This window comes from Microlunatus speluncae, from assembly GCF_009299835.1.
In the GTDB taxonomy this organism is placed as follows: Bacteria; Actinomycetota; Actinomycetes; order Propionibacteriales; family Propionibacteriaceae; genus Microlunatus; species Microlunatus speluncae.
Genome location: NZ_VKCZ01000007.1, coordinates 276490 through 294815, shown reverse-complemented (window position 1 = coordinate 294815; position 18326 = coordinate 276490). Strand labels below are relative to the sequence as shown.

The window sequence follows — 18326 nt, the reverse complement described above, 5'->3', positions numbered from 1 at the left end:
CTCGCTCGTGAGCGTCTTGGGTACGTTTCCGTACCCCACACAACCACAGCGAGGGTCAGCCTTGCTCCAGCCCGACGACAGGGGTTACAGCTTGCGGACCCGGGTTGCCACGAAGCGGAAACTGTCCTGGACGGCCGGCTCGTAGTCGAACTCGACCCGGTCGCCCTGGGTCAGCTCGCGGAAGCCTTCGGCCTCGATCGCGCTGAAGTGGGCGAACGCGTCGAGCCCCTCGGGGAGCTCCGGCGACGCGATCGCGCCCCAGCCCTTCTCCGACTTCCAGAACTTGACCGTGCCCTCTGCCATCCGGTCAGCTTCCCCGGTTCGGTCGGCCGGAGCAATCGATATGTGCCGACTCAGCGGTGCCGCAGGGCGAACGGGAGCGTTCGGTCCGCGATCAACCGCTGCCAGGCGCGGCCATGGGGGACGGCGGGGTGCGGCGGCTTCCGGCCGGCGGCGTGCATGAACGCCGCGAAGGCGGCGATGCCGTCGATCAACAGGCTCGGATCGGCTCCGCCGAAGACGGGATGATCGGACCACACGCGGAGCACCTCGATCCCGCCGCCGTCGCCCCGATCAGCGCCGGAGGCCACGACGTCGCAGAGCGTGATCAACGAGTCGAACCACGGCGGCGCCACGTCCGGATGAGCCCAGTCCACGAACCAGACACCGTCCGGACCGAGCAGGATGTTGTCGGCGCGCAGGTCGACGTGGGCACCGATCAGGTCCGCCGGATCGGTGATCATGGCGACGAACCGGGCCTCCCCGGGCAGCCAGTCCCCGGCGAGCTCGTGCCAGGGATCCTCCGGGTCCTCGGCGATCGATTGCCAGCCGGAGAAGAGTTTGGCGGCCAGATTGCTCTGCGGCCAGTCGTCGATCTTGGCCAGTGCCTCTTGTACGGGCAGCCAGGCGTCCAGCACCCGATCAAGATCATCGGCTCGCCAGGGGTGGGGCGGCGGGTCGCCGGCCACCGCCGGATACAAGATCACGACCCATTGATGATCACCGACCGCCAGCTCGGCGTGATCCAGCAGGCGCGGGATCGACGGAGCGTCCGGCAACCGGGCCGCGGCTTCGGCCTCGCGCAGATAGAACCGTCCGCCGTCAGGATTGACCGTGGCGTCGAGCGCCTTGACGAACACGCTCCGCCGGCTGCCGTGCACCACGGTGGCCAGCCCGGTCGACATGCCGCCGACCCGGTCCTGCCAGTCCACGATCGGCCCGCCGGCCCGCGCCTCGACCCAGTCCCGGACCGCCTGCGGCGCCGCTGTCCAGCCCAGTCGCGGACCGTGCAGGTACGTCGGCGGGGTGGTCATGTGATCACTGTGCCAGGATCGCTGCGCCGCCCGCCACGTGATTCTCTGGCTGCGTGCGAGGGCGAGGGGACGTTCGGGTGTTCGTTCCCTGAGCCTGTCGAAGGGCCAGGCCCGATCACCCTTGCCCTTCGACAAGCTCAGGGAACGATCACTCGAGCCTCCGCCCGCTACCCCGGTTGATCTTGCTCAGAGCGGCGCGGGGATGACCCGGCGCACGCGGGGGTGCAGGCAGGCGTGGTGGTGATCGGGGGCGACGGTGACGAAGGTGGGGTCGATGGTTTCGAGGGGCGGCACGATGGCGCCGCAGTCGGCCTGGGCATCGGGGCAGCGGCGGCGAAAGACGCAGTCGCCGGCGCCGTCGGTGGCCTCGTGCACCTCGGGGCCGGCGGTCGGCAGCAGCCGGTCCGGGCCGTCGGTCTCGACTCCGCGCATGATCGGGATCGCTGACAACAGGCAGTGCGTGTACGGATGCACGGGGCGCTGGATGATCTCGTCGGTCTGGCCCTGCTCGACGATCCGGCCGCGATAGATCACGTGGATCGTCCCACCCGCGCCGACATAGCGGGCGGTGGCCACATCATGGGTGATGAACAACAGCGCCACGCCGAGCTGCTCGCGCAACCGGCGGAACACGTTCAGGATGCCGAGCCGGAGCGAGACGTCGATCATGGAAACGGCCTCGTCGGCGACCAGCACCTCGGGATCGAGGGTCAGGGCCCGGGCGATGCAGACCCGCTGCCGCTGCCCGCCGGACAGCTTGTGCGGATACTTGTCCCGGACGCCGGCCGGGTCGAGCCCGACCAGGTCCAGCAGCTCGTCCAGCCGTTCGTCGACCCAGCCGCGGCCGATCGTCTCGCCGGCCGCGGCCCGCTGCTTGGCCCTGATCCGTAACGGCATCCGCAGCGTCTCGTCGATCATGGTCGCCGGATTCAGCGCCGAGTACGGATCCTGATGGATCAGCTGGACCCGCTGGAACAGCTCTCGCCGGGCCCGACCCCGAGCCCGGCCGACGTCACGACCGGCCAACTCGAGAGTGCCACCGCTGGCATCCTCGAGCCCGGCGAAGATCCGGCCCAGGGTCGTCTTGCCGCAGCCGGACTCGCCGATCAAGGACGCAGCCTCGCCCGGCATCAAGGTCAGGTCGACCCCGCGCAGCGCATGCACGTCGTCCTTGCCGACGAAGCCGCCGCCGCGCGGGCTGAAGACCTTGGTCATCCCGGTCGCCCGAATGGCCGGCGTCGGCGCTTCGTCGGTGTCGGCGCGGGTCATGATCGATTCGGTCATCGCTGCACCACCGGGCAGGCGATCAGTCGGCCGTCGTACTCCTCCAGCGCGGGCGTCTCGACCCGGCAGGAGTCCTCGGCCAGCGGACAGCGGGCGGCGAAGACGCAACCCCGGGTCGGTGCCGACATCAGGTCCGGCGGTCGTCCGTCCAGCGGCCGGGCCAGATCGGGATCGCCCTCGATCCGCGGGATCGCCCGCATCAGCGCCGCCGTGTACGGATGCCGCGGCGTCCTGATCACCCGGGCCACATCGCCCAGCTCGACCAGCCGGCCGCCGTACATCACCGCGACCCGGTCGGCCAGCTCGGCCACCACTCCAAGATCATGGGAGATGATGATCGTCGCCAGCTCCCGCTCGGCGTGGATCTCCCGGACGATCTCCAGCACCGAGGCCTGGCTCAGCATGTCCAGTGCCGTGGTCGGCTCGTCCAAGATCAACACCTCGGCGTTGAGCACCAGCGCGAAGACGATCCCGACCCGCTGCCGCATCCCGCCGGACAGCTCGTGCTGGTAGGAGTCGAGCACCCGCCGGCCGTCCAGCCCGATCCGGTCACAGAGCCGCCGCGCCTCGATGATCAAGCCGCGCAGATCCTTGACCCCATGGCTGCGGCCGAGATCGAGCAGCTGCTTGCCGACCCGCTTCAGCGGGTTGAGCGAGTTCTGCGAGGCCTGGAAGACGTAGCCGACCCGGGCCCCGCGATAACGACGCAGCTTTTCCCCGGACCAGGCAGTGATGTCGCCCGCCCCGGCCACCTCGACCGCGCCGGCCGCGATCCGGCCGGGCGAGGAGACCGCGTTCAGCAGCGCCAGGGCCAGCGTCGACTTGCCCGAGCCGGACTCGCCGACCACCCCGAGGATCTCGCCGCGCCGGATCTCCAGGTCGCAGTTCGCGACGGCGGGACGATCACCGACCGGGGTCGGATAGGTCACGGTCAGCCCGCGGACCTTGATCAAAGTCCGCTGATCTTCCTGCTCCTCGACCGCCGCCGACATCACGCCTCCCGGAGTCGCGGGTTGAAGAATTCGTCCACCGCGTCGAGCAGCAGCACCGTGCCGAGGGTCAGCAGCAGGATCGCGCTCAGCGGCGCCAACAGGTACGCCAGCGCGGTCGGCGACTGCAGCGCGCCGTTCTGCACCGCCTGGTTGAGCATCACACCCCAGTTGTTGGCGGTGAACGGCACCACGCCGAGGAAGAACAGGCCGGCCTGGGCGTAGACGAAGCCGGTGAACGTGAGCAGCATGTTCATCCCGATGTACGGCGCGACGTTGGGCAGCAGTTGCCGGAAGATGATGTTGGGCAGCGGCAGGCCGAGGCTACGCGCGGCCTCGACGAAGCCGCGGGTGCGCAGCGACAGCACCTGGCTGCGAACGGCCCGGGCCAGCCCGCCCCAGCCGAGCAGGCCGAGCACCAGCCCCATCGAGAACGCCGAGCTGAAGTCCCACAGCGTGGCCAGCACGACCAGCAGCGGGAAGCTCGGGATGGTCAGGATGAAGTCGGTGATCTTCATCAGGATCGAGTCCGGCCAGCCCAGCCGATAGCCGGCGAACAGCCCGAGCCCGGTGCCGATCACGATCGTGAACAGCGACGCCCACAGCGCCGACACCATCACGTAGCGGGTGCCGGTGATCAACAGCGCGACCACATCGGTGCCGGCGAAGTCGGTGCCCAACGGATGGGCCAGGCTCGGTGAGCTGAGGATGTTCTCCGGGTCGATCGGCAGGTGCTCGGGATAGAGCCACGGGCCGGCGATGGCCATCAGGGCGAAGATCACCAGGATGATCGCGCCGATCAGCCGGGTCGGCCGACGGATCAGCACCCGCCAGGCGGCGACCAGCCCGCGCACCCGGCGGCCCGTCCCGGTGGTGACCGGCTCGTCGGTGGGGCGGCGGACCAGTTCCGGATCGATGGTGGTCATGCCGACCTCCGGATCCGCGGATCGATCACCGCGTAGAGCACGTCGGCGATTGCGTTGGCCACGATCACCGCGACGGAGATCAACAGGAAGGCTCCACTCATCAGCGGATAGTCGCGTTGCCCGATCGAGTCCAGCAGCAACGTGCCCAGCCCCTGATAGTTGAACGTCGACTCGATGAACAGCGACCCGCCGAACATGAACCCGATCGACAGGGTCAAGATCGTGAACAGCGGCAGCATGGCGTTGCGGGCGATGTAACGCATCACGGTGAGCCGCTTCAGCCCGCGCAGCTCGGCGGCCAGGATGAAGTCGTCGCCGAGCACCGAGACCACCGACGACTTGGTGGTCAGCAGCCAGCCGCCGTAACTCGACAGCGCGTAGGTGAAGACCGGCAGCGTCGCGTGCCAGATCAGCGAACCGATGAAGTCGAGCGAGAGACCGGGCTCGATGCCGGCGTCGTACGGTGCCCCGTAGGGAAAGATCAACAACAGCGTGGAGAAGACGTACAACAGCAGCAGGGCCATCACGAACTGCGGGATCCCGTGCAGCAGCGAGCCGCTGATCGAGATCAGGTCGCCCAGCCGGGTGCTCCGGCGCAGCGCGGCGACCACGCCGAGCGTGACCCCGAGCAGGAACGACATCACGATCCCGGTCAGCACCAGCACCACCGTGTACGGCGCCGCCGCCGCGACCAGCTGGGCGACCGGCAGACCGGCATTGCCGATCGACTGACCCAGATCGAAGCGGACCAACGCCCCGAGATAGCCGAAGTACTGCTCGTGCAGCGGCGCGTCGGAGACGAAGCCGTACAGCACCTGCACCTGACGCTCGGCCGCCTCCGGCGGGATGCCCTGCTGGATCAGCGCTTCGTAGGCCTGCTTGATCGGATCACCGGGCAGCAGCCGGACCAGGAAGAAGGTGAACGTGGCGACGAGGAAGATCATCACCACGACCCCGGCGACCCGGCCGAGCACGGTCCTGATCAAGCCCCAGTGCGCACCCGGGCGCCGCGGCGCCACGCGTCGTTCAGCCATCCACGTTCCCGCTGATCACTTGGCCTGGATGTAACCCAACGACATCCAGACGCCCGGGGACAGCTTCTGCAGGCCGGGATCCTTGCCGTCGGGGAAGTTGGTGAACCGCTTCTCGTTGATGAACTGCACGTTCTGGTAGTCCCAGATCGCGATCATCGGCACCGCGGTGTTGGTGGCCAGCACGATCTGCTGGATCGGAGCCGCCTGCTGCTCGGACTTCAGGGTGCGCAGCCCGGCCACCAGCTCGCCCGGCTTGACCTTGCTGCCATCGGGCAGCGTGATCTCCTGCGGCCCGCTGAGCCAGTTGCCGGACTCCTTCTCCGTACGCGCCTTGTAGACGACCTTGCTGCCGACCAGGTTGTAGCCGTACGGCGTGCCCCAGATCCGGCCGAGCGAGGTGTTGGGGATGGTGCCGACGCCGGTCAGCCACCAACCGAACGGGTATTTCCCGGCCGCCATCTCCTCCTGATAGACCGCGAAGTCGGGGGAGACCTTGTTCTGACAGGCGATGCCGAAGTCGTTCAGCTCGCTGCAGACCACGTTGGAGGCGGCGATCCAGTCGCTGAACCCGGTGACCGCCTGCATCGTCACGGTGAACGGCTTGCCGTCGGCCAGCAGCCACTTGCCGTCACCGCCCTTCGTCAGGCCGGCCTCGATCAACAGCTGCTCCGCCTTGGCCGGATCGTGGCCGTACGGGTTCAGTTGATCATGGGTCTCCGGGGTGATCAACACGTCACCGGCCGCCTTGACCATGCCGGTCGTGGTCTCGCTCGGTGAGCCGCCAACCGGCTGGCCCACCTTGGTGATCGCGTCCCGGTCGAGCAGGTGGGCGAAGGCCTGCCGCGTCTGGACCTTGTCGAAGGGCTGCACCGACTGATCGAACGACAGCGACGCCTGGACGTAGCTGGTGGAGACGATCTGCTTGTTCCCCGCCCGCTCGATCGACTGCAGGATGTTGGTCGGCATCGCGGTGAACGGGCCGTAATCGAGCTGACCGCTCTGCAGGTAGTTCCAGATCTCGTTGTTGCCGGCGTAGTTGCGCAGCTTGACCTGGTCCGGCGTGATCTTGTCGGCGGCGAAGAAGTGCTCGTTCTTCTTCAGGATCGCCTCACCCGGATTGATCCCGGCGAGGACGAACGGGCCGGCGGACAGGTCGTCCGGCGGGTTGAAGGCGGTGATCTTCTTGGTCAGCTCGGCGATCTTCGTCGTGGCCGCCTTGTCGCCGGCATCGGTCTTCTTGATCAGGTCCCAAATGTCGGCCGGCAGCTGGGGCCCGTACTGCGCGTCCGGGACGATCGCGGCCGTGATCAGGTTGAGCATGAAGGTCTGGCTCGGCTCACCCGGCAGCTGGTTGAACTCGACCGTCGAGTCGTCGACGACCTTGATCTCCCCCAGGTTGATCCCGGTCAGCGTGCCGGCGACGTAGCCGATGGCGAACGACGTCTGCACGTCCTTGCCGGTGACCGGAGTGCCGTCGGACCACTTGGCGTTCGGCTGCAGCTTGATCGTGACCTTCGACAGATCCTCCGACGCCTCCCACGACGCGGCCAGGCCGGGGAAGAAGTCGTTGATGTTCTTCGGGTTCGCCTTGTTCCAGGCCAGCTGGAACACGTTGTAGCCGGTGAAGGCGTTGCCCTTGGGGTTGTACGGGTTGTTCGGCGCACCCGGCGTGATCTTGCGGTTGGCATCGATCGTGGTGAAGATGCCGCCCTTCTTGTCCCCGCCCTCGCTCGGCCCGGTCCCCGCCGGCCCGCCCGTACCGCACGCGGTCAGCGCGAGAACGGCCGCCCCGACGACGGTCGCGCGCGCGACCCAGCCCCGAAAATGACTCCGCATAGCTGAACCTCGATCTCCCCTGAGCACGGCCCACCGACACCTGTTGTGAACGCACCGTAGGTGGCCTCGACCGGCCAGGTCAATAATTTCCACAAATCCGTCGCTTTGTTGTGCTCTTTTACGCGAGCCGGTAGCTCATGAGGTCAGGCGGTGCTTCTGCACCTTGCCGAGGGCGTTGCGGGGGAGGTCGGGGACGAAGCGGATCTCGCGGGGGCGTTTGTGGCCGGCGAGCCGGTCGGCGACGTGGCCGATCAGGGCGTCGGGGTCGCCGGCGCCGACCACGAAGGCCACGATCCGCTGGCCAAGATCATCATCCGGTACGCCGACGACGGCGACATCGGCCACGCCCGGGTGCTCCCGCAGGCAGGTCTCGATCTCGCCGGCGCCGACCCGGAAGCCGCCGGTCTTGATCAGGTCGGTCGACTCCCGGCCGACGATGCGATGGAAGCCGCCCGGGTCGATCACCGCCGCGTCGCCGGTGCGGACGAAGCCGTCGGCACCGAGGGTCTGCTCGGTGGCGTCCGGCCGGTTCAGGTAGCCGTCGAAGATCATCGGGCCGGCGACCTCGAGGCTGCCGATCGTCTCGCCGTCCGCGGGCACCTCGCGTCCGGCGTCGTCGCGCAGCCGGGTCCGCACCCCCGGCAACGGCAGCCCGACCCAGCCGGGCCGGCGTTCGCCGTCGACCCGGGTGCTGATCGTGATCATGGTCTCGCTCATCCCGTACCGCTCCATCGGCGGCGCCCCGGTCAGCTCGGCCAGCCGGCCGAACACCTGGGTCGGCAGCGGAGCACTGCCGGAGACCAGCAGCCGGGCCGCGCTCAGCCGGCGGGCCAGGTCGGGTTCGGCGACGATCCGCGACCACACGGTCGGCACCCCGAAGTAGAGCGAGCCGCCGGCGCTTGCGTACGCCTCGGGGGTGGGTCGGCCGGTGTGCACCAGCGGGCTGCCGATCCGCAGCGGCCCGAACAGCCCGAGCACCAGGCCGTGCACGTGATAGAGCGGCAGGCCATGCACCAGGGTGTCTTCGGCGGTCCAGTGCCAGGCGTCGGTGAGCGCGTCGAGGCCGGCGGTCAGCGCGGCCCGGGACAACACCACGCCCTTCGGCGGCCCGGTGGTGCCGGAGGTGTAGAGGATCAGCGCCGGCGTCTCCGGCCCGGGCTCGGCCGGCACCGCCGCGGTGCCGGCCGCGACGCCGACCACCGGCAGGCCGCCCGGGTCCGGCGGAGCGAGGCCGAGCCAGCCGGCCGGCGCGGCATCGCCGAGGACATGGGCCAGTTCGCTCGCCCCCGAGTCCGGCGGCACGGGAACCGCGGTAGTCCCGGCCAGCAGGCAGGCCACCAGCGCGATCACGGTCTCCGGCGTCGGCACCGCGTGCACGGCGACCCGCGCGATCCCGGCCGCCCGAAGCTCGGCCGCTGTCGATGCTGCGCGCCGCAGCAGTTCTGCTCGCGACAGCTCCGCTCCGGCGACGGTCACGGCCGTCCTATCGGTCCCGGTCAACGCCTGGAGCAGCATGCGTCGAGGGTAGCGATCGCCGCCGGGTCGGCTCAGCTCGACGTCACCAGCCGGTCCAGCAGGTCATGGTGTCCAACAGCCCGCCGTCCCAGGCGATCACCTTGGTCGGCTCCAGGCACCAGTACGGCGAGCCGGAATCCGTCGCGTACTTCTGCTGGAATCGGCCGTCGAGGTCGTCCCATTCCTGGTCGGTGAGGTCGTCGTCCTCGATGATTCGAGCCCGCCCTTCGACGCTCACGACCTGTTCCGGCTCTGGCGGATGCACCACTGCCCGCGGATCGCGGATCAGGTTCCGGGCCCACGCGGCCTGCGGCCTACCCTCGAAATGCAGTCGGTTGCCGTGCCACAGCCCCCACACCGGTACCGCGTGCGGCCGACCGTCGGGGAAGGTCGTGGTCAGCCAGAAGTGCCTGGCCGCTTCCATCCGGGCCACGACGAAGTCCCAGCTCAGCAGGCTGGTGTCGTCCTCGGGCATCCCGTACCCCTGGATCTTTCGAGCCGGCGACGCCGGCGGCACAGCGATCTCGTGCAGCATGCCGATGACGCTAGGGGAATTTCCGCTGCGCCGGCCAGTGATTCGGGGCCCCGTCGATCTGCCGCCTTGACCGTGCCCCAGGGGCATGGTCTGCAGTAGGACGTCGGGGAGACTGAACCATCGGGACGAGAGAGGGAGGGCGATCGTGGCCTGGAGCACCCGGCAGCTCGCCGAGCTCGCCGGCACGACCTTGAAGGCGGTCCGGCACTACCACAAGGTCGGCCTGCTCGATGAGCCCGAACGCGACAGCAATGGCTACAAGCGGTACGGGGTGGCCCACCTGACCCGACTGCTCCGGATCCGGCGGCTGACCGACCTCGGGGTCTCGCTGCCGCAGATCGCCGCGATGGGCGAGGCTGACGAGCACCCCGAGGAGGCGCTGAAGGTCTTGGACGCCGAACTGGCCGCCACCATCGACCGGCTGCACCGGATCCGGGCCGAGCTGGCCCTGATCCTGCGCAGCCAACTGCCCACCGACCTGCCACCCGAGCTGGCGCCGACGATCGACAACCTGTCCGAGGCCGACCGGAGCATGATGGTCGTGTACGGCCGGGTGCTCGCCCCGTCCGGGATGGACGCGATGCGGCGGATGATCGCCGAGCACCCGCGCACTCCGGCGGCGACCGAGTTCGACAACCTGCCGGCCGATGCCGACGAGGACGTACGGCGTGAGCTGGCGGAGCGCTTCCTGCCCGAGGTGATCGACATCGCCAAAGCCTTTCCCGATGTGATCACCGCGCATCAGGAAGCGCCCGGCGGGCACCGCCAGCTGAGCCAGACCGTCGGTCTGGCCATCGCCGACATCTACAACGCCGCGCAACTCGACGTCCTGGCCCGGGTCGGGCAGGAGCTCAACCGGCGGGCCGCCGAAGCCGCGGCCGAAGCCGGCGATGCGGATCACTGAGGCGGAGCTCCGGTCGGCCTGTGATCGAGGACGAGGCGCTTTCGCTGGGGTAAACGGCCTACCGCCGTGCCCTTCAGAACATGCCGACGGAGTTGCGGGTAACGACGAAGAGGATCACGACGCCGATCAGCAGGATCACGAGGACGCTGACGATCGCCATGAACAGCACTCGGATCACGCTGGTTCCGGCTCCCGTGGGACTGCCCACGGCCCTGATTGTGGCGCCGGTGGTGAGATTGAGCAGCCCGGCCACCTCGATCCGGCCGTTTCGATCCAGCCGATCCGGGACCTGGATCTGATCACCTTCCCGCACGGTTCCGTCGATGGACAGGCCACGCACCACGACCTCGACCCAGGACTCGTCGGGCCGACGGATCCGGAAGGTGAGTGTCGTCGTCCCCGGCCACTCGGTCGAGCCGCCGGCCCCGGCCTGACCCGGCAGACTCACGACAGTGACCGCCTCCGCGCGTCCGATCAGGACGCCGGCGGGCACGGCCGGGCCGGGCGCCGGCAGCTTGTCCCGATAGGGCGGAAACTCGTTCGGCTCGGTCATGTCGTCCTCCTTGCCGTCGGACTCTAACGCCGATTCGGGCCCGAAGTCCGGCGACGAGGCCGTCCCAGCGCCCCCCAGACCCCGAGTTGTCAGACTCTCACCACGTCATAGCGTGGTGAGAGTCTGACAAGTCGGGGTTGGGGGCTCGGCTGGGTTCACGGTTGGAGGCGTTGCACCTGATAGCCGGCCGCGGTCCGGCGGTAATGGAGGCGGCGGTGGAACCGGTTGACGCTGCCGTGCCAGAACTCCACCTCATCCAGCGACAGGATCCAGGCGGCCCAGTCGGCCGGCCGTGGGATCGGCTGCGTCGAGTTCGCGAGTTGATCAACATTGTGGTGCAGGGTGGCCGGGTCGGGCATCGGTTGCGACTGCAGCGAGGTGGCGGCAACGGCCTGGGCGTCGCGGGTTCGGTCGGCGAACAGCCGGTCCGACACCTCATCGGCGGCCCGGCTGATCTTGCCGGCGATCGTGATCTGCTGCAGTCGCTCCCGCCAGTAGAGGTTGACGGCGCCGTGCGGATTCTGGGCGAGGTCACGGCCCTTGCGGCTGGTCGCGACGAATCCCATCAGCACACCGGCTGGACCGATGTCCTTGATCAACAGGGTTCGAGCCGAAACCCGCCCCTCGGCATCCGCGGTCGCCAGTGTCGCCGCGCGCGGCTCGCGTACCCCCGCGGCTTCAGCCGCCGCGACCCATGCCTGCAGCAACCCGACGGGCTCGGCCGGCGGTTGATCGAACTCCGGCAACGCGAGCGAGGAATCCCCGGACAAGGTGACTGCCATGGCAACGATTCTCTCAGGGCGGGCCAGTCTGCGGCTGGCGGCTGTAGGTTGACCGGATGGACGCGGTTGATCATGTGCTCTATGCGGTCCGGGATCTGGAGGCCGCCGGCGAGGACTTCCGCCAACGGTACGGGTTCGGGGTGCTGCCCGGCGGGGTGCCCGCGCCGGGAGTGCTGAATGCAGTGATCCCGCTGGAACCGCCGCGCTACCTGGAGTTGATCACGGTCACCGACCCCGCCGCAGGTCCGCAGGCTCGACGACTGGCGGACCGGCTCGACCTGTACGAGGGGCCGTACACCTTCGTGATCGATCCCGATGATCTTGACGCGGCAGCGGCCAGAGTCGGCGTTGAGCCGTGGAGTACGCCGGGAGCGCCCTGGCGCCTGCTCGGCGAGGTCGAGCCCGAGCGTCCGTTCTTCATCGAGTACGACCATGATCGCGAGCGGCGCGCCGAAGGCTGGCGCGGCAGCTTCGACCGGGCCGGGCACGATCACCGGGTCGGCGGGTTCACGTTCCTCGAGCTGGCCGGCGATCGGGAGGCGCTGACCCGCTGGATCGGGGAGGTCGACGTGCCGATCCGCTGGTGCGCTGGAGAGCCCGGCCTGCACCGATTCGGCATCTCGCACGGCGACGGGGAACTGATCATCTCCCGCCCGGCATGATCAGCGATCCGGACGAGCGGCTGCCCGGTTCCGACCTCCTCGCCGCCGAGGTGGCCCGAGCCTTCGGGCTGCCGGCGTCGTCGGCGTGGAGTGATCTTGGTGGCAGTTGGACTTCCAACCTCCGCTTGGACTTCCCGGGCCGGGACTCGCTGGTCGTCCGGATCCATCGCGGCTCCACCACCGCCGCCAGGCTCGCCGCGGTCCAGGCGGCCCGCGACGTCGTCGCCGCGGCCGGTGTGCCGACCGTGCGTCCCCTGACCACACCGGACGGAGAGCCGTTCGTCGCGCTGCGCAGCGGACGACTGATCGAGGTGGAGCCCTGGGTTCGCTGGAACGAGCGGATGAACACCCCGATCCTGCTCGAGCGAGGGTTCGCCGTCCTGGGCCGGGTCCACGATGCGCTGCGGACCGCTTCGATGCCGGCCGCCGCTGCGACCGTGGACCACGCGAACCACCTCCACTCGGAGGAGGCCGCCGCCGCAACCCGCCGCGGTGCCGAGCGCCTGCGAGATTGGCACGATGTCATCCTGACCCCGTTGGCCGATCGGGTCGTCCGCCACGTCGACGCCGTCACCGCGGCTGAGGAACCACTGCGTGATCAACAGGTCCGGCAACTCGTGCACGGCGACTTCTGGGACAACAACGTGCTGTTCAGGGACGGGGAGCTTGCCGCGGTGATCGACTTCGACTTCATGGCGAACCGGCCGCGGATCGACGATCTGGCCCTCACCCTCTACTTCTACCTGCTGGAGCCGGGTCGTGATCTCCCGACGGCTGCCGATCGTCGCCAGATCCGGCGATTCGTCGATGCCTACGACGCCGGGACGAGCCTGCCGCTGTCCCCGGGCGAACGCGCGGCGTTGCCGCTGGCCATCGCCCGGCAGCCGGCCTGGTCGATCGGGCGGTGGGTCAACCAGCTTGACGAGGCCGATGCCCGGGAGCACGCCGCCCACGTCGTCGCGGAGCTTCCGGTGGCCCAGGCCATGCTGGCCGAATTGCCCCAATGGCAGGACGCCCTCTGCTGAGGCCGAGTTCGATCACCGGCGCATCCGGTAGTCGTGCTCCGTGTCGCCCACCCGCCGGAAGCCGAGGCGACGGTAGAGCCGTTCGGCATTGGGGTTGACCTTGCTGACCTCCAGCTCGACGGGTCGGCCGGCCTCGCGCACGATCGTGGTGATGACCTCGGTGCCGATGCCACGGTTCTGCCAGGTCGGATGGATCTGGATGCCGGCGATCTCCACCAGTTCCGGGGTACGGACCACGCGAAGCCGTCCGACCGCTGTGCCGTCGGCCCGGATCACCGAGGTGATGCTGTTCGCCACCTCGCCCCGCACCTGCTCCAGCGCGTCTTGTCGATAGCCGTCGGCGTACTGCTGTTCGCCGGTCCCGCAGCACACCCAGACGAGATGATCGACATCCTCGACGGTCGCCGGTTGAATCGTGATCTCCATCAGGCCATCAGAGCACCGGTGGCCGAGCCGAGCAACGGAAATTCGTTGTACGAGGCGGCACTTGATCAACTACCGTGAGCGGCGATGACACCATTGTCGGTTGATCAATTGCGCCAGCTGCTCGGCCAATACGGCCTGCCCGCGGGGACCACCACCCGGGTGCTGAGCGACGGTAACAACCTGGTCTATGCCGTCGGGCGCGACCCGGCGCGGGTGCTGCGGGTCCACCGGCCCGGATTCAGGAGCATGGCCCATACGCGGTCCGAGTTGATCTTCCTACGACACCTGGCCGATCAGCTCCCCGACATCGGGTTCCCCCGTCCGATTCCGGCCCGCTCGGGAGCGTTGGTGGTGACGAGCGAAGACGGCCGCTGGCACGCCGATCTTCAGACCTGGGTGGACGGGCAGCGCGCCTCCGCCGACGGTCTCGACGAGGGCGCGGCCGGCCTCCTGGGCCAGACGCTGGCCCGGTTGCACGAGGCGGCGACCCGGTTCCGGCCGCCGGCCGACTTCGACCTGCCGCACTGGGACGCGGACGGCCTGTTTCGCGCCGAGTCCTCGCCCTTTCGGCCGCTGCTGGGTCGGGCGGAGATCCTTTCCGAACCTGATCTTCGCGACTTCGCCGAGATCGAGCGGCGTGCCCGTGCCGCCTTCGCCGAACTCGGACGGCAGCCGAGCACGTACGGAATCATCCACGCGGACTACATTCTGGGCAATGTGCAGCTGACCCGCCGCGGCGTCGGCTGGCACAGCACGGTGATCGACTTCGATGATTGCGGTCACGGCTACTACCTGTACGACCTCGGCCCGGTGCTCGGGAATCTGATCGATCATCCCGCCGCTCGGCGTGCGTTGATCAACGGCTACCACCGGATCCGCCCGCTCCCGCCGGACTGGGAACGCCACCTTCCCCTGATGATGGCCGTCCGTCACGCGTCGGTGTGCTACTGGACCGCGGGCCTCGGCGTCTCACCGACGCCGCGGGAGGACGCCGCCTGGCGGATGGACCTCGCCCGCGCCGCGCTCGCCGCCGGGGACCCCGATCGGTGATCTTGAAGACCGACTGGGCAGGATGGCCGCGATGACTACCACCGATGACTGGACCTACGTGGTCACCGATATCGAGACCGACGGACCGTGGCCCGGCCCGAACTCGATGCGCTCCTTCGCCTCCGTCGCGGTCACCGCGGCCGGTGATCAACTGGGAGTCTTCGAAGCCGTGCTGGAGCCGTTGCCCGGTGCCGCGCCCAATCCGGACACGCTCGCCTGGTTCCAGGCCCAGCCGGAGGCCTGGACCGCCGCAACCACCGATCCGCGACCGGTCCCGGAGGTGCTGACCGGCTTCGCCGCCTGGGTCTCCGACCTCCCCGGCCGCCGGATGTTCGCCGCCTGCCCGATCGCCTTCGACGGCACCTGGATCGACTACTACCTGCGTCGCTACACCCCGTACGGCCTGGTCCAGGGCCCGTACGAGACGAACCGGATCTTCCACGGTCCCGGCCTGTGCCTGCGCAGCTACGCCGCCGCGGTCACGGGCCTCCCGGTCGCCGACGCCGGCCCCGAGACCCTGCCGCCGGAATGGTTCGGCAACGTCCCGCACACCCACCGTGCCATCGACGACGCCCTCGGCTACGCCAATCTGCTCGCCGAACTGTTCCGCCGATCCGGCACCGTCGGACTCTGATGATCTTCAGCGACGGTGAGCATCCGACCGCGGTGCTAGTGATCGATTGACCAGTGATCACCGCGGGTCGATGTGACCCGACTGTCGATCACGCAGGGTGAAGGGCATGCCTCTTGCCCATCGAGTTCGGTTGTCGATCATGGCGCTGTCGGCCTGTTTCGCGGTGCTGGTGCCCGCGGGAGCGGCGGTGGCCGCCCCGGATCCGGAGGAGTTGCGCTGGCGGGACTGCGCGGTCGGCGCGGAAGCCGGGATCCGGTGCGCCGACCTTCCGGTGCCGGCCGACTGGCGCGACCCCGATGGTGAGCAGATCACCATCGGCACGGCCAAGCTCCCGGCCAAGGATCCGGCGCAGCGCCAGGGAAGTCTGCTGGTCAACCTCGGCGGACCCGGGCCGTCGATCGGTCGGCTGCCGGGAGTCGCGAAGCAGTTGGACGAACTGACCGCCTGGTACGACGTCATCCTGGTCGACCCACGCGGGATCGGCGCCAGCAGCGAAGTGACGTGCCAGCCGGCGCCGAGCTTCGCCAACCTGTTGTATTCGGTGGATCGGAAGACCTGGCGCGACTTCAGCGCCGCGCACCGGGACTGGGCCGAGCAATGTCTGAAGGCCGCCGGATCGCTGGCCGGCCGCCTGGACGCGTGGCAGGTCGCGCACGATCTTGAAGCGATCCGGGCGGCGCTGGGGACGGATGGGCTGAACTACTACGGCAATTCCTACGGGACCGTGTACGGCCAGCGCTATGCCGATCTGTTCCCGACCAGGGTCCGGCGGATGTTCCTGGACAGCGTCGCCGACCACACCGATCCCTCGGTGCTGCGGCGAACGATCCCGATGGCGGAGATCGCCGAGCGGAGGTTCGACCGGTTCGGTGAGTGGTGCGCCGCTGCCGCCGAGTGCGCGGTGCGGCCGCGGGATCCTCGGCAGGTCTTCGACGCGTTGATGATCAAGGCCGACCAGGAGCCGCTGCCGGCACCGTCCGCCGGCCAGGACCGGGTCGTCACGACGGACATGCTGCGGCTGAAGGCGCTCGATGCGGTCGATTCCGAAGCCGGTTGGCCCGATTTCGCGGCGGCCCTGGCGGCGGCCGATCAGGGTGATGCCGGCGGGTTGTGGGTGCCGTCACCGGGCCAGTCACCCGGCTGGGTGGCGAGCCTGGCCTTCTGCTCCGACTTCCCGTTCGGTCAGGGCTGGCCGGCGATGAACAAGATCGAAAAGGCCTTGCGCGAGATCGCACCCCGGACGGGCTGGCTGACGGCCCGCGCCTGGTACGGCCGCTGTGCCGGTCTGCCCCGCCAGGCCAGCAACCCGCCCCGGCCGATCACAGCGGAGGGGGTGCCGCCGATCCTGCTGTCGAACGGCGCCGAGGACGACACCACGCCGCCACCCGGCGGTCGCAACGTCGCCCGCCAGCTGCCGGGCTCGGTCTGGTTCACCGCCGACGCCGGCCATCGCGCCTACCTGGCGGGCAACCGTTGCGTCCGCGACGTCGCCCACCGCTACCTGGTCTCCGGGAAGCTCCCACCGGCCGGCTACTCCTGCCCTGCGGGTCAGTGAGGACATCCCCGCTCACAGACCCGACCCCTACGGACCGAGCGTCGGCAGCCCGAAGACCGGGGCCACGAACTGGCTGTAGACGTAGTAGCCGACGAGCAGCAGGCCGATCACAGCCCACACGCCCCAGCCGCCCTTGCGCAGCCGGCGGCCGGTCGTGCCGACCGTGTTGGTCGCGGTCCGCGGCGGCCCGTCGCCGCTCCGGTCGAAGACCGGCCCCCGATCGGCGACGTCGATGGCGGCCGGATCGTGTTCCAGCAGGGCGCGGTCGTCGCTGTAGCGCTCGGTCCGCCGCACCGTCCGGGCGACGACAGTCGTGACGAGTTCCTGCAGCCAGTCGTAGGTCCGCGGATCGAGCAGATCGAAGCGGCTGCCGTAGACGAACATCGTGTCGTCGATGATCTCCACGTCGAAGGCGCCAAGCCGATCGATGAACAGGGCCATCAGGTCGGGCGCGAAGATGTAGAAGGCGTCGCGACCGTAGCCACTCGGCGCATACAGCGTGAACTTGCCGTCGAACTCGCCGCCCAGCGACAACTTCTGATCTCGGGCCAGATCGAGCGGCAGGTTCGACGTCCGGATGCCGAAGGTGCTGCGGTTGTTGTTGTCCAACGCATCGAGCAGTAGATGCGGCAGCCGCCGGTCGAGCGTGATCGCCACATAGCCCCAGCCGAACACCGAGGTGCTCTGCTCATGGCGGATCGTGTAGCGGTAGTTGCCGATCTCCAGCCCGCGGCCGGTCGTCGTGGTCAGCCGCTGTTCGGCGATCCGGTCGCCGCCGGCGGTGAAGATGATGCCCGGATGGGTGACCGCTTCGTCGTGGCCGTAGCGCAGTCCGTTGGCCTCGGCGAACCGAATGATCCGGTACGTCGACTCCCACCACCACCGGGGCGTGATCATGGAACGGATCATCCGCACCAGGCCCCACAGGGCCACCAGCACTCCGAGCAAGATCAACGCGACGACCCCGATGATCACGAGGTTCAGCGGGAACGGCGCGTCCCGGGTGAACTCCCAGACGGCCTCGACCAGGCCGGGCCCGCCGGTGAACAGGACGAAGGTCAGGCCGGCCAGCGGAATGACGATGGGGATCAGTTGCCCGACCAGCTGGTTCCACTCGACTCGGGGCAGGCCGGTCGTCATCCGGCGCCACGGCTTGTCGGTCGCCTTCGAGTCGGCGATGAACGCGTCGAGCGCCGGCCGGGCGACCGGCTCGGTCAGCGCTGCGGCGTCGAGTCGGCTGTTCGGCAGCGACAGGGGGCTCGGAGCACTCACGTCGACCTCCAGGCGGGCGCGGCACTGCGGG

The 18326-nt window shown here is 69.2% G+C and carries 19 protein-coding genes; 6 read left to right on the top strand and 13 right to left on the bottom strand.

Going from position 1 to position 18326, the window contains the following annotated elements; genetic code table 11:
• Window positions 1-84: 84 nt before the first annotated feature.
• The 9 genes from FNH24_RS11025 to FNH24_RS10985 form a co-directional block, all read right to left on the bottom strand.
• Window positions 85-303, bottom strand: coding sequence for a cold-shock protein (locus FNH24_RS11025; RefSeq protein ID WP_152362218.1), 219 nt, complete (start codon window positions 301-303; stop codon window positions 85-87).
• A gap of 50 nt (window positions 304-353) precedes the next feature.
• Window positions 354-1313, bottom strand: coding sequence for a hypothetical protein (locus FNH24_RS11020; protein WP_152362217.1), 960 nt, complete (start codon window positions 1311-1313; stop codon window positions 354-356).
• Window positions 1314-1499: 186 nt separating this feature from the next.
• Entirely contained in the window at window positions 1500-2597 is a 1098-nt protein-coding gene (locus FNH24_RS11015) for an oligopeptide/dipeptide ABC transporter ATP-binding protein (protein WP_217428150.1), read from the bottom strand.
• Window positions 2594-3589: an ABC transporter ATP-binding protein gene (locus FNH24_RS11010; protein ID WP_152362216.1), complete on the bottom strand. Its 996-nt coding sequence runs from the start codon at window positions 3587-3589 to the stop codon at window positions 2594-2596. Before FNH24_RS11010 ends, FNH24_RS11015 begins: the two co-directional genes overlap by 4 nt.
• Complete coding sequence (locus FNH24_RS11005) at window positions 3589-4512, bottom strand: ABC transporter permease (RefSeq protein ID WP_152362215.1); 924 nt, start codon at window positions 4510-4512, stop codon at window positions 3589-3591. The genes FNH24_RS11010 and FNH24_RS11005 overlap by 1 nt, the downstream gene beginning before the upstream one ends.
• Complete coding sequence (locus FNH24_RS11000) at window positions 4509-5546, bottom strand: ABC transporter permease (RefSeq protein WP_152362214.1); 1038 nt, start codon at window positions 5544-5546, stop codon at window positions 4509-4511. Before FNH24_RS11000 ends, FNH24_RS11005 begins: the two co-directional genes overlap by 4 nt.
• Window positions 5547-5561: 15 nt before the next feature.
• The gene (locus tag FNH24_RS10995; RefSeq protein WP_152362213.1) at window positions 5562-7382 is read right to left on the bottom strand and encodes an ABC transporter substrate-binding protein; all 1821 of its coding nucleotides are present in this window, start codon (window positions 7380-7382) and stop codon (window positions 5562-5564) included.
• Window positions 7383-7517: 135 nt separating this feature from the next.
• Window positions 7518-8897 carry an acyl-CoA synthetase gene (locus tag FNH24_RS10990; protein ID WP_152362212.1) on the bottom strand — a complete coding sequence of 460 codons (1380 nt, stop codon included), beginning with the start codon at window positions 8895-8897 and terminating at the stop codon, window positions 7518-7520.
• 43 nt (window positions 8898-8940) lie between these two features.
• Window positions 8941-9432: a pyridoxamine 5'-phosphate oxidase family protein gene (locus tag FNH24_RS10985; RefSeq protein ID WP_161606087.1), complete on the bottom strand. Its 492-nt coding sequence runs from the start codon at window positions 9430-9432 to the stop codon at window positions 8941-8943.
• A 145-nt stretch (window positions 9433-9577) separates the two neighbouring features.
• On the opposite strand from FNH24_RS10985, the gene FNH24_RS10980 reads away from it, so the two are divergent.
• On the top strand, window positions 9578-10336 hold the full coding sequence (locus FNH24_RS10980) for a helix-turn-helix domain-containing protein (RefSeq protein WP_152362210.1): 759 nt from the start codon (window positions 9578-9580) through the stop codon (window positions 10334-10336).
• A gap of 73 nt (window positions 10337-10409) precedes the next feature.
• Here the strand turns inward: FNH24_RS10980 and FNH24_RS10975 are convergent, their stop codons facing one another.
• Both FNH24_RS10975 and FNH24_RS10970 read right to left on the bottom strand, forming a co-directional pair.
• A complete protein-coding gene (locus FNH24_RS10975; RefSeq protein WP_152362209.1) occupies window positions 10410-10889 on the bottom strand; it encodes a hypothetical protein in 480 nt (159 codons plus the stop codon).
• A gap of 155 nt (window positions 10890-11044) precedes the next feature.
• Complete coding sequence (locus tag FNH24_RS10970) at window positions 11045-11671, bottom strand: pyridoxal 5'-phosphate synthase (protein ID WP_152362208.1); 627 nt, start codon at window positions 11669-11671, stop codon at window positions 11045-11047.
• 56 nt (window positions 11672-11727) lie between these two features.
• Here FNH24_RS10970 and FNH24_RS10965 point away from each other — a divergent pair, with 56 nt between their 5' ends.
• Both FNH24_RS10965 and FNH24_RS10960 read left to right on the top strand, forming a co-directional pair.
• On the top strand, window positions 11728-12333 hold the full coding sequence (locus tag FNH24_RS10965) for a VOC family protein (RefSeq protein WP_152362207.1): 606 nt from the start codon (window positions 11728-11730) through the stop codon (window positions 12331-12333).
• On the top strand, window positions 12330-13358 hold the full coding sequence (locus tag FNH24_RS10960) for a phosphotransferase enzyme family protein (protein ID WP_152362206.1): 1029 nt from the start codon (window positions 12330-12332) through the stop codon (window positions 13356-13358). The genes FNH24_RS10965 and FNH24_RS10960 overlap by 4 nt, the downstream gene beginning before the upstream one ends.
• Window positions 13359-13370: 12 nt before the next feature.
• Here FNH24_RS10960 and FNH24_RS10955 read toward each other — a convergent pair whose 3' ends face one another.
• Window positions 13371-13784, bottom strand: a complete 414-nt coding sequence (locus FNH24_RS10955; RefSeq protein WP_152362205.1) for a GNAT family N-acetyltransferase — start codon at window positions 13782-13784, stop codon at window positions 13371-13373.
• 84 nt (window positions 13785-13868) lie between these two features.
• Here FNH24_RS10955 and FNH24_RS10950 point away from each other — a divergent pair, with 84 nt between their 5' ends.
• The 3 genes from FNH24_RS10950 (at window position 13869) to FNH24_RS10940 (ending at window position 17023) form a co-directional block, all read left to right on the top strand.
• Window positions 13869-14834 (top strand): phosphotransferase enzyme family protein, encoded by a 966-nt coding sequence (locus FNH24_RS10950; RefSeq protein WP_152362204.1) that lies wholly within the window; start codon window positions 13869-13871, stop codon window positions 14832-14834.
• Between the two features lie 31 nt (window positions 14835-14865).
• Window positions 14866-15468 carry a 3'-5' exoribonuclease gene (locus FNH24_RS10945; RefSeq protein ID WP_217428149.1) on the top strand — a complete coding sequence of 201 codons (603 nt, stop codon included), beginning with the start codon at window positions 14866-14868 and terminating at the stop codon, window positions 15466-15468.
• A gap of 106 nt (window positions 15469-15574) precedes the next feature.
• Window positions 15575-17023, top strand: coding sequence for an alpha/beta hydrolase (locus tag FNH24_RS10940; protein ID WP_152362202.1), 1449 nt, complete (start codon window positions 15575-15577; stop codon window positions 17021-17023).
• A 27-nt stretch (window positions 17024-17050) separates the two neighbouring features.
• On the opposite strand, the gene FNH24_RS10935 is transcribed toward FNH24_RS10940, so the two are convergent.
• Entirely contained in the window at window positions 17051-18295 is a 1245-nt protein-coding gene (locus tag FNH24_RS10935) for a hypothetical protein (protein ID WP_152362201.1), read from the bottom strand.
• Window positions 18296-18326 lie beyond the last annotated feature (31 nt).

What these genes read in the sequence shown, in the direction of transcription:
- FNH24_RS11025 (WP_152362218.1), bottom strand. Translation starts at nt 303, where the DNA reads ATGGCAGAGGGCACGGTCAAGTTCTGGAAGTCGGAGAAGGGCTGGGGC.
- FNH24_RS11020 (WP_152362217.1), bottom strand. Translation starts at nt 1,313, where the DNA reads ATGACCACCCCGCCGACGTACCTGCACGGTCCGCGACTGGGCTGGACA.
- FNH24_RS11015 (WP_217428150.1), bottom strand. Translation starts at nt 2,597, where the DNA reads ATGACCGAATCGATCATGACCCGCGCCGACACCGACGAAGCGCCGACG.
- FNH24_RS11010 (WP_152362216.1), bottom strand. Translation starts at nt 3,589, where the DNA reads ATGTCGGCGGCGGTCGAGGAGCAGGAAGATCAGCGGACTTTGATCAAG.
- FNH24_RS11005 (WP_152362215.1), bottom strand. Translation starts at nt 4,512, where the DNA reads ATGACCACCATCGATCCGGAACTGGTCCGCCGCCCCACCGACGAGCCG.
- FNH24_RS11000 (WP_152362214.1), bottom strand. Translation starts at nt 5,546, where the DNA reads ATGGCTGAACGACGCGTGGCGCCGCGGCGCCCGGGTGCGCACTGGGGC.
- FNH24_RS10995 (WP_152362213.1), bottom strand. Translation starts at nt 7,382, where the DNA reads ATGCGGAGTCATTTTCGGGGCTGGGTCGCGCGCGCGACCGTCGTCGGG.
- FNH24_RS10990 (WP_152362212.1), bottom strand. Translation starts at nt 8,897, where the DNA reads ATGCTGCTCCAGGCGTTGACCGGGACCGATAGGACGGCCGTGACCGTC.
- FNH24_RS10985 (WP_161606087.1), bottom strand. Translation starts at nt 9,432, where the DNA reads ATGCTGCACGAGATCGCTGTGCCGCCGGCGTCGCCGGCTCGAAAGATC.
- FNH24_RS10975 (WP_152362209.1), bottom strand. Translation starts at nt 10,889, where the DNA reads ATGACCGAGCCGAACGAGTTTCCGCCCTATCGGGACAAGCTGCCGGCG.
- FNH24_RS10970 (WP_152362208.1), bottom strand. Translation starts at nt 11,671, where the DNA reads ATGGCAGTCACCTTGTCCGGGGATTCCTCGCTCGCGTTGCCGGAGTTC.
- FNH24_RS10965 (WP_152362207.1), top strand. Translation starts at nt 11,728, where the DNA reads ATGGACGCGGTTGATCATGTGCTCTATGCGGTCCGGGATCTGGAGGCC.
- FNH24_RS10960 (WP_152362206.1), top strand. Translation starts at nt 12,330, where the DNA reads ATGATCAGCGATCCGGACGAGCGGCTGCCCGGTTCCGACCTCCTCGCC.
- FNH24_RS10955 (WP_152362205.1), bottom strand. Translation starts at nt 13,784, where the DNA reads ATGGAGATCACGATTCAACCGGCGACCGTCGAGGATGTCGATCATCTC.
- FNH24_RS10950 (WP_152362204.1), top strand. Translation starts at nt 13,869, where the DNA reads ATGACACCATTGTCGGTTGATCAATTGCGCCAGCTGCTCGGCCAATAC.
- FNH24_RS10945 (WP_217428149.1), top strand. Translation starts at nt 14,866, where the DNA reads ATGACTACCACCGATGACTGGACCTACGTGGTCACCGATATCGAGACC.
- FNH24_RS10940 (WP_152362202.1), top strand. Translation starts at nt 15,575, where the DNA reads ATGCCTCTTGCCCATCGAGTTCGGTTGTCGATCATGGCGCTGTCGGCC.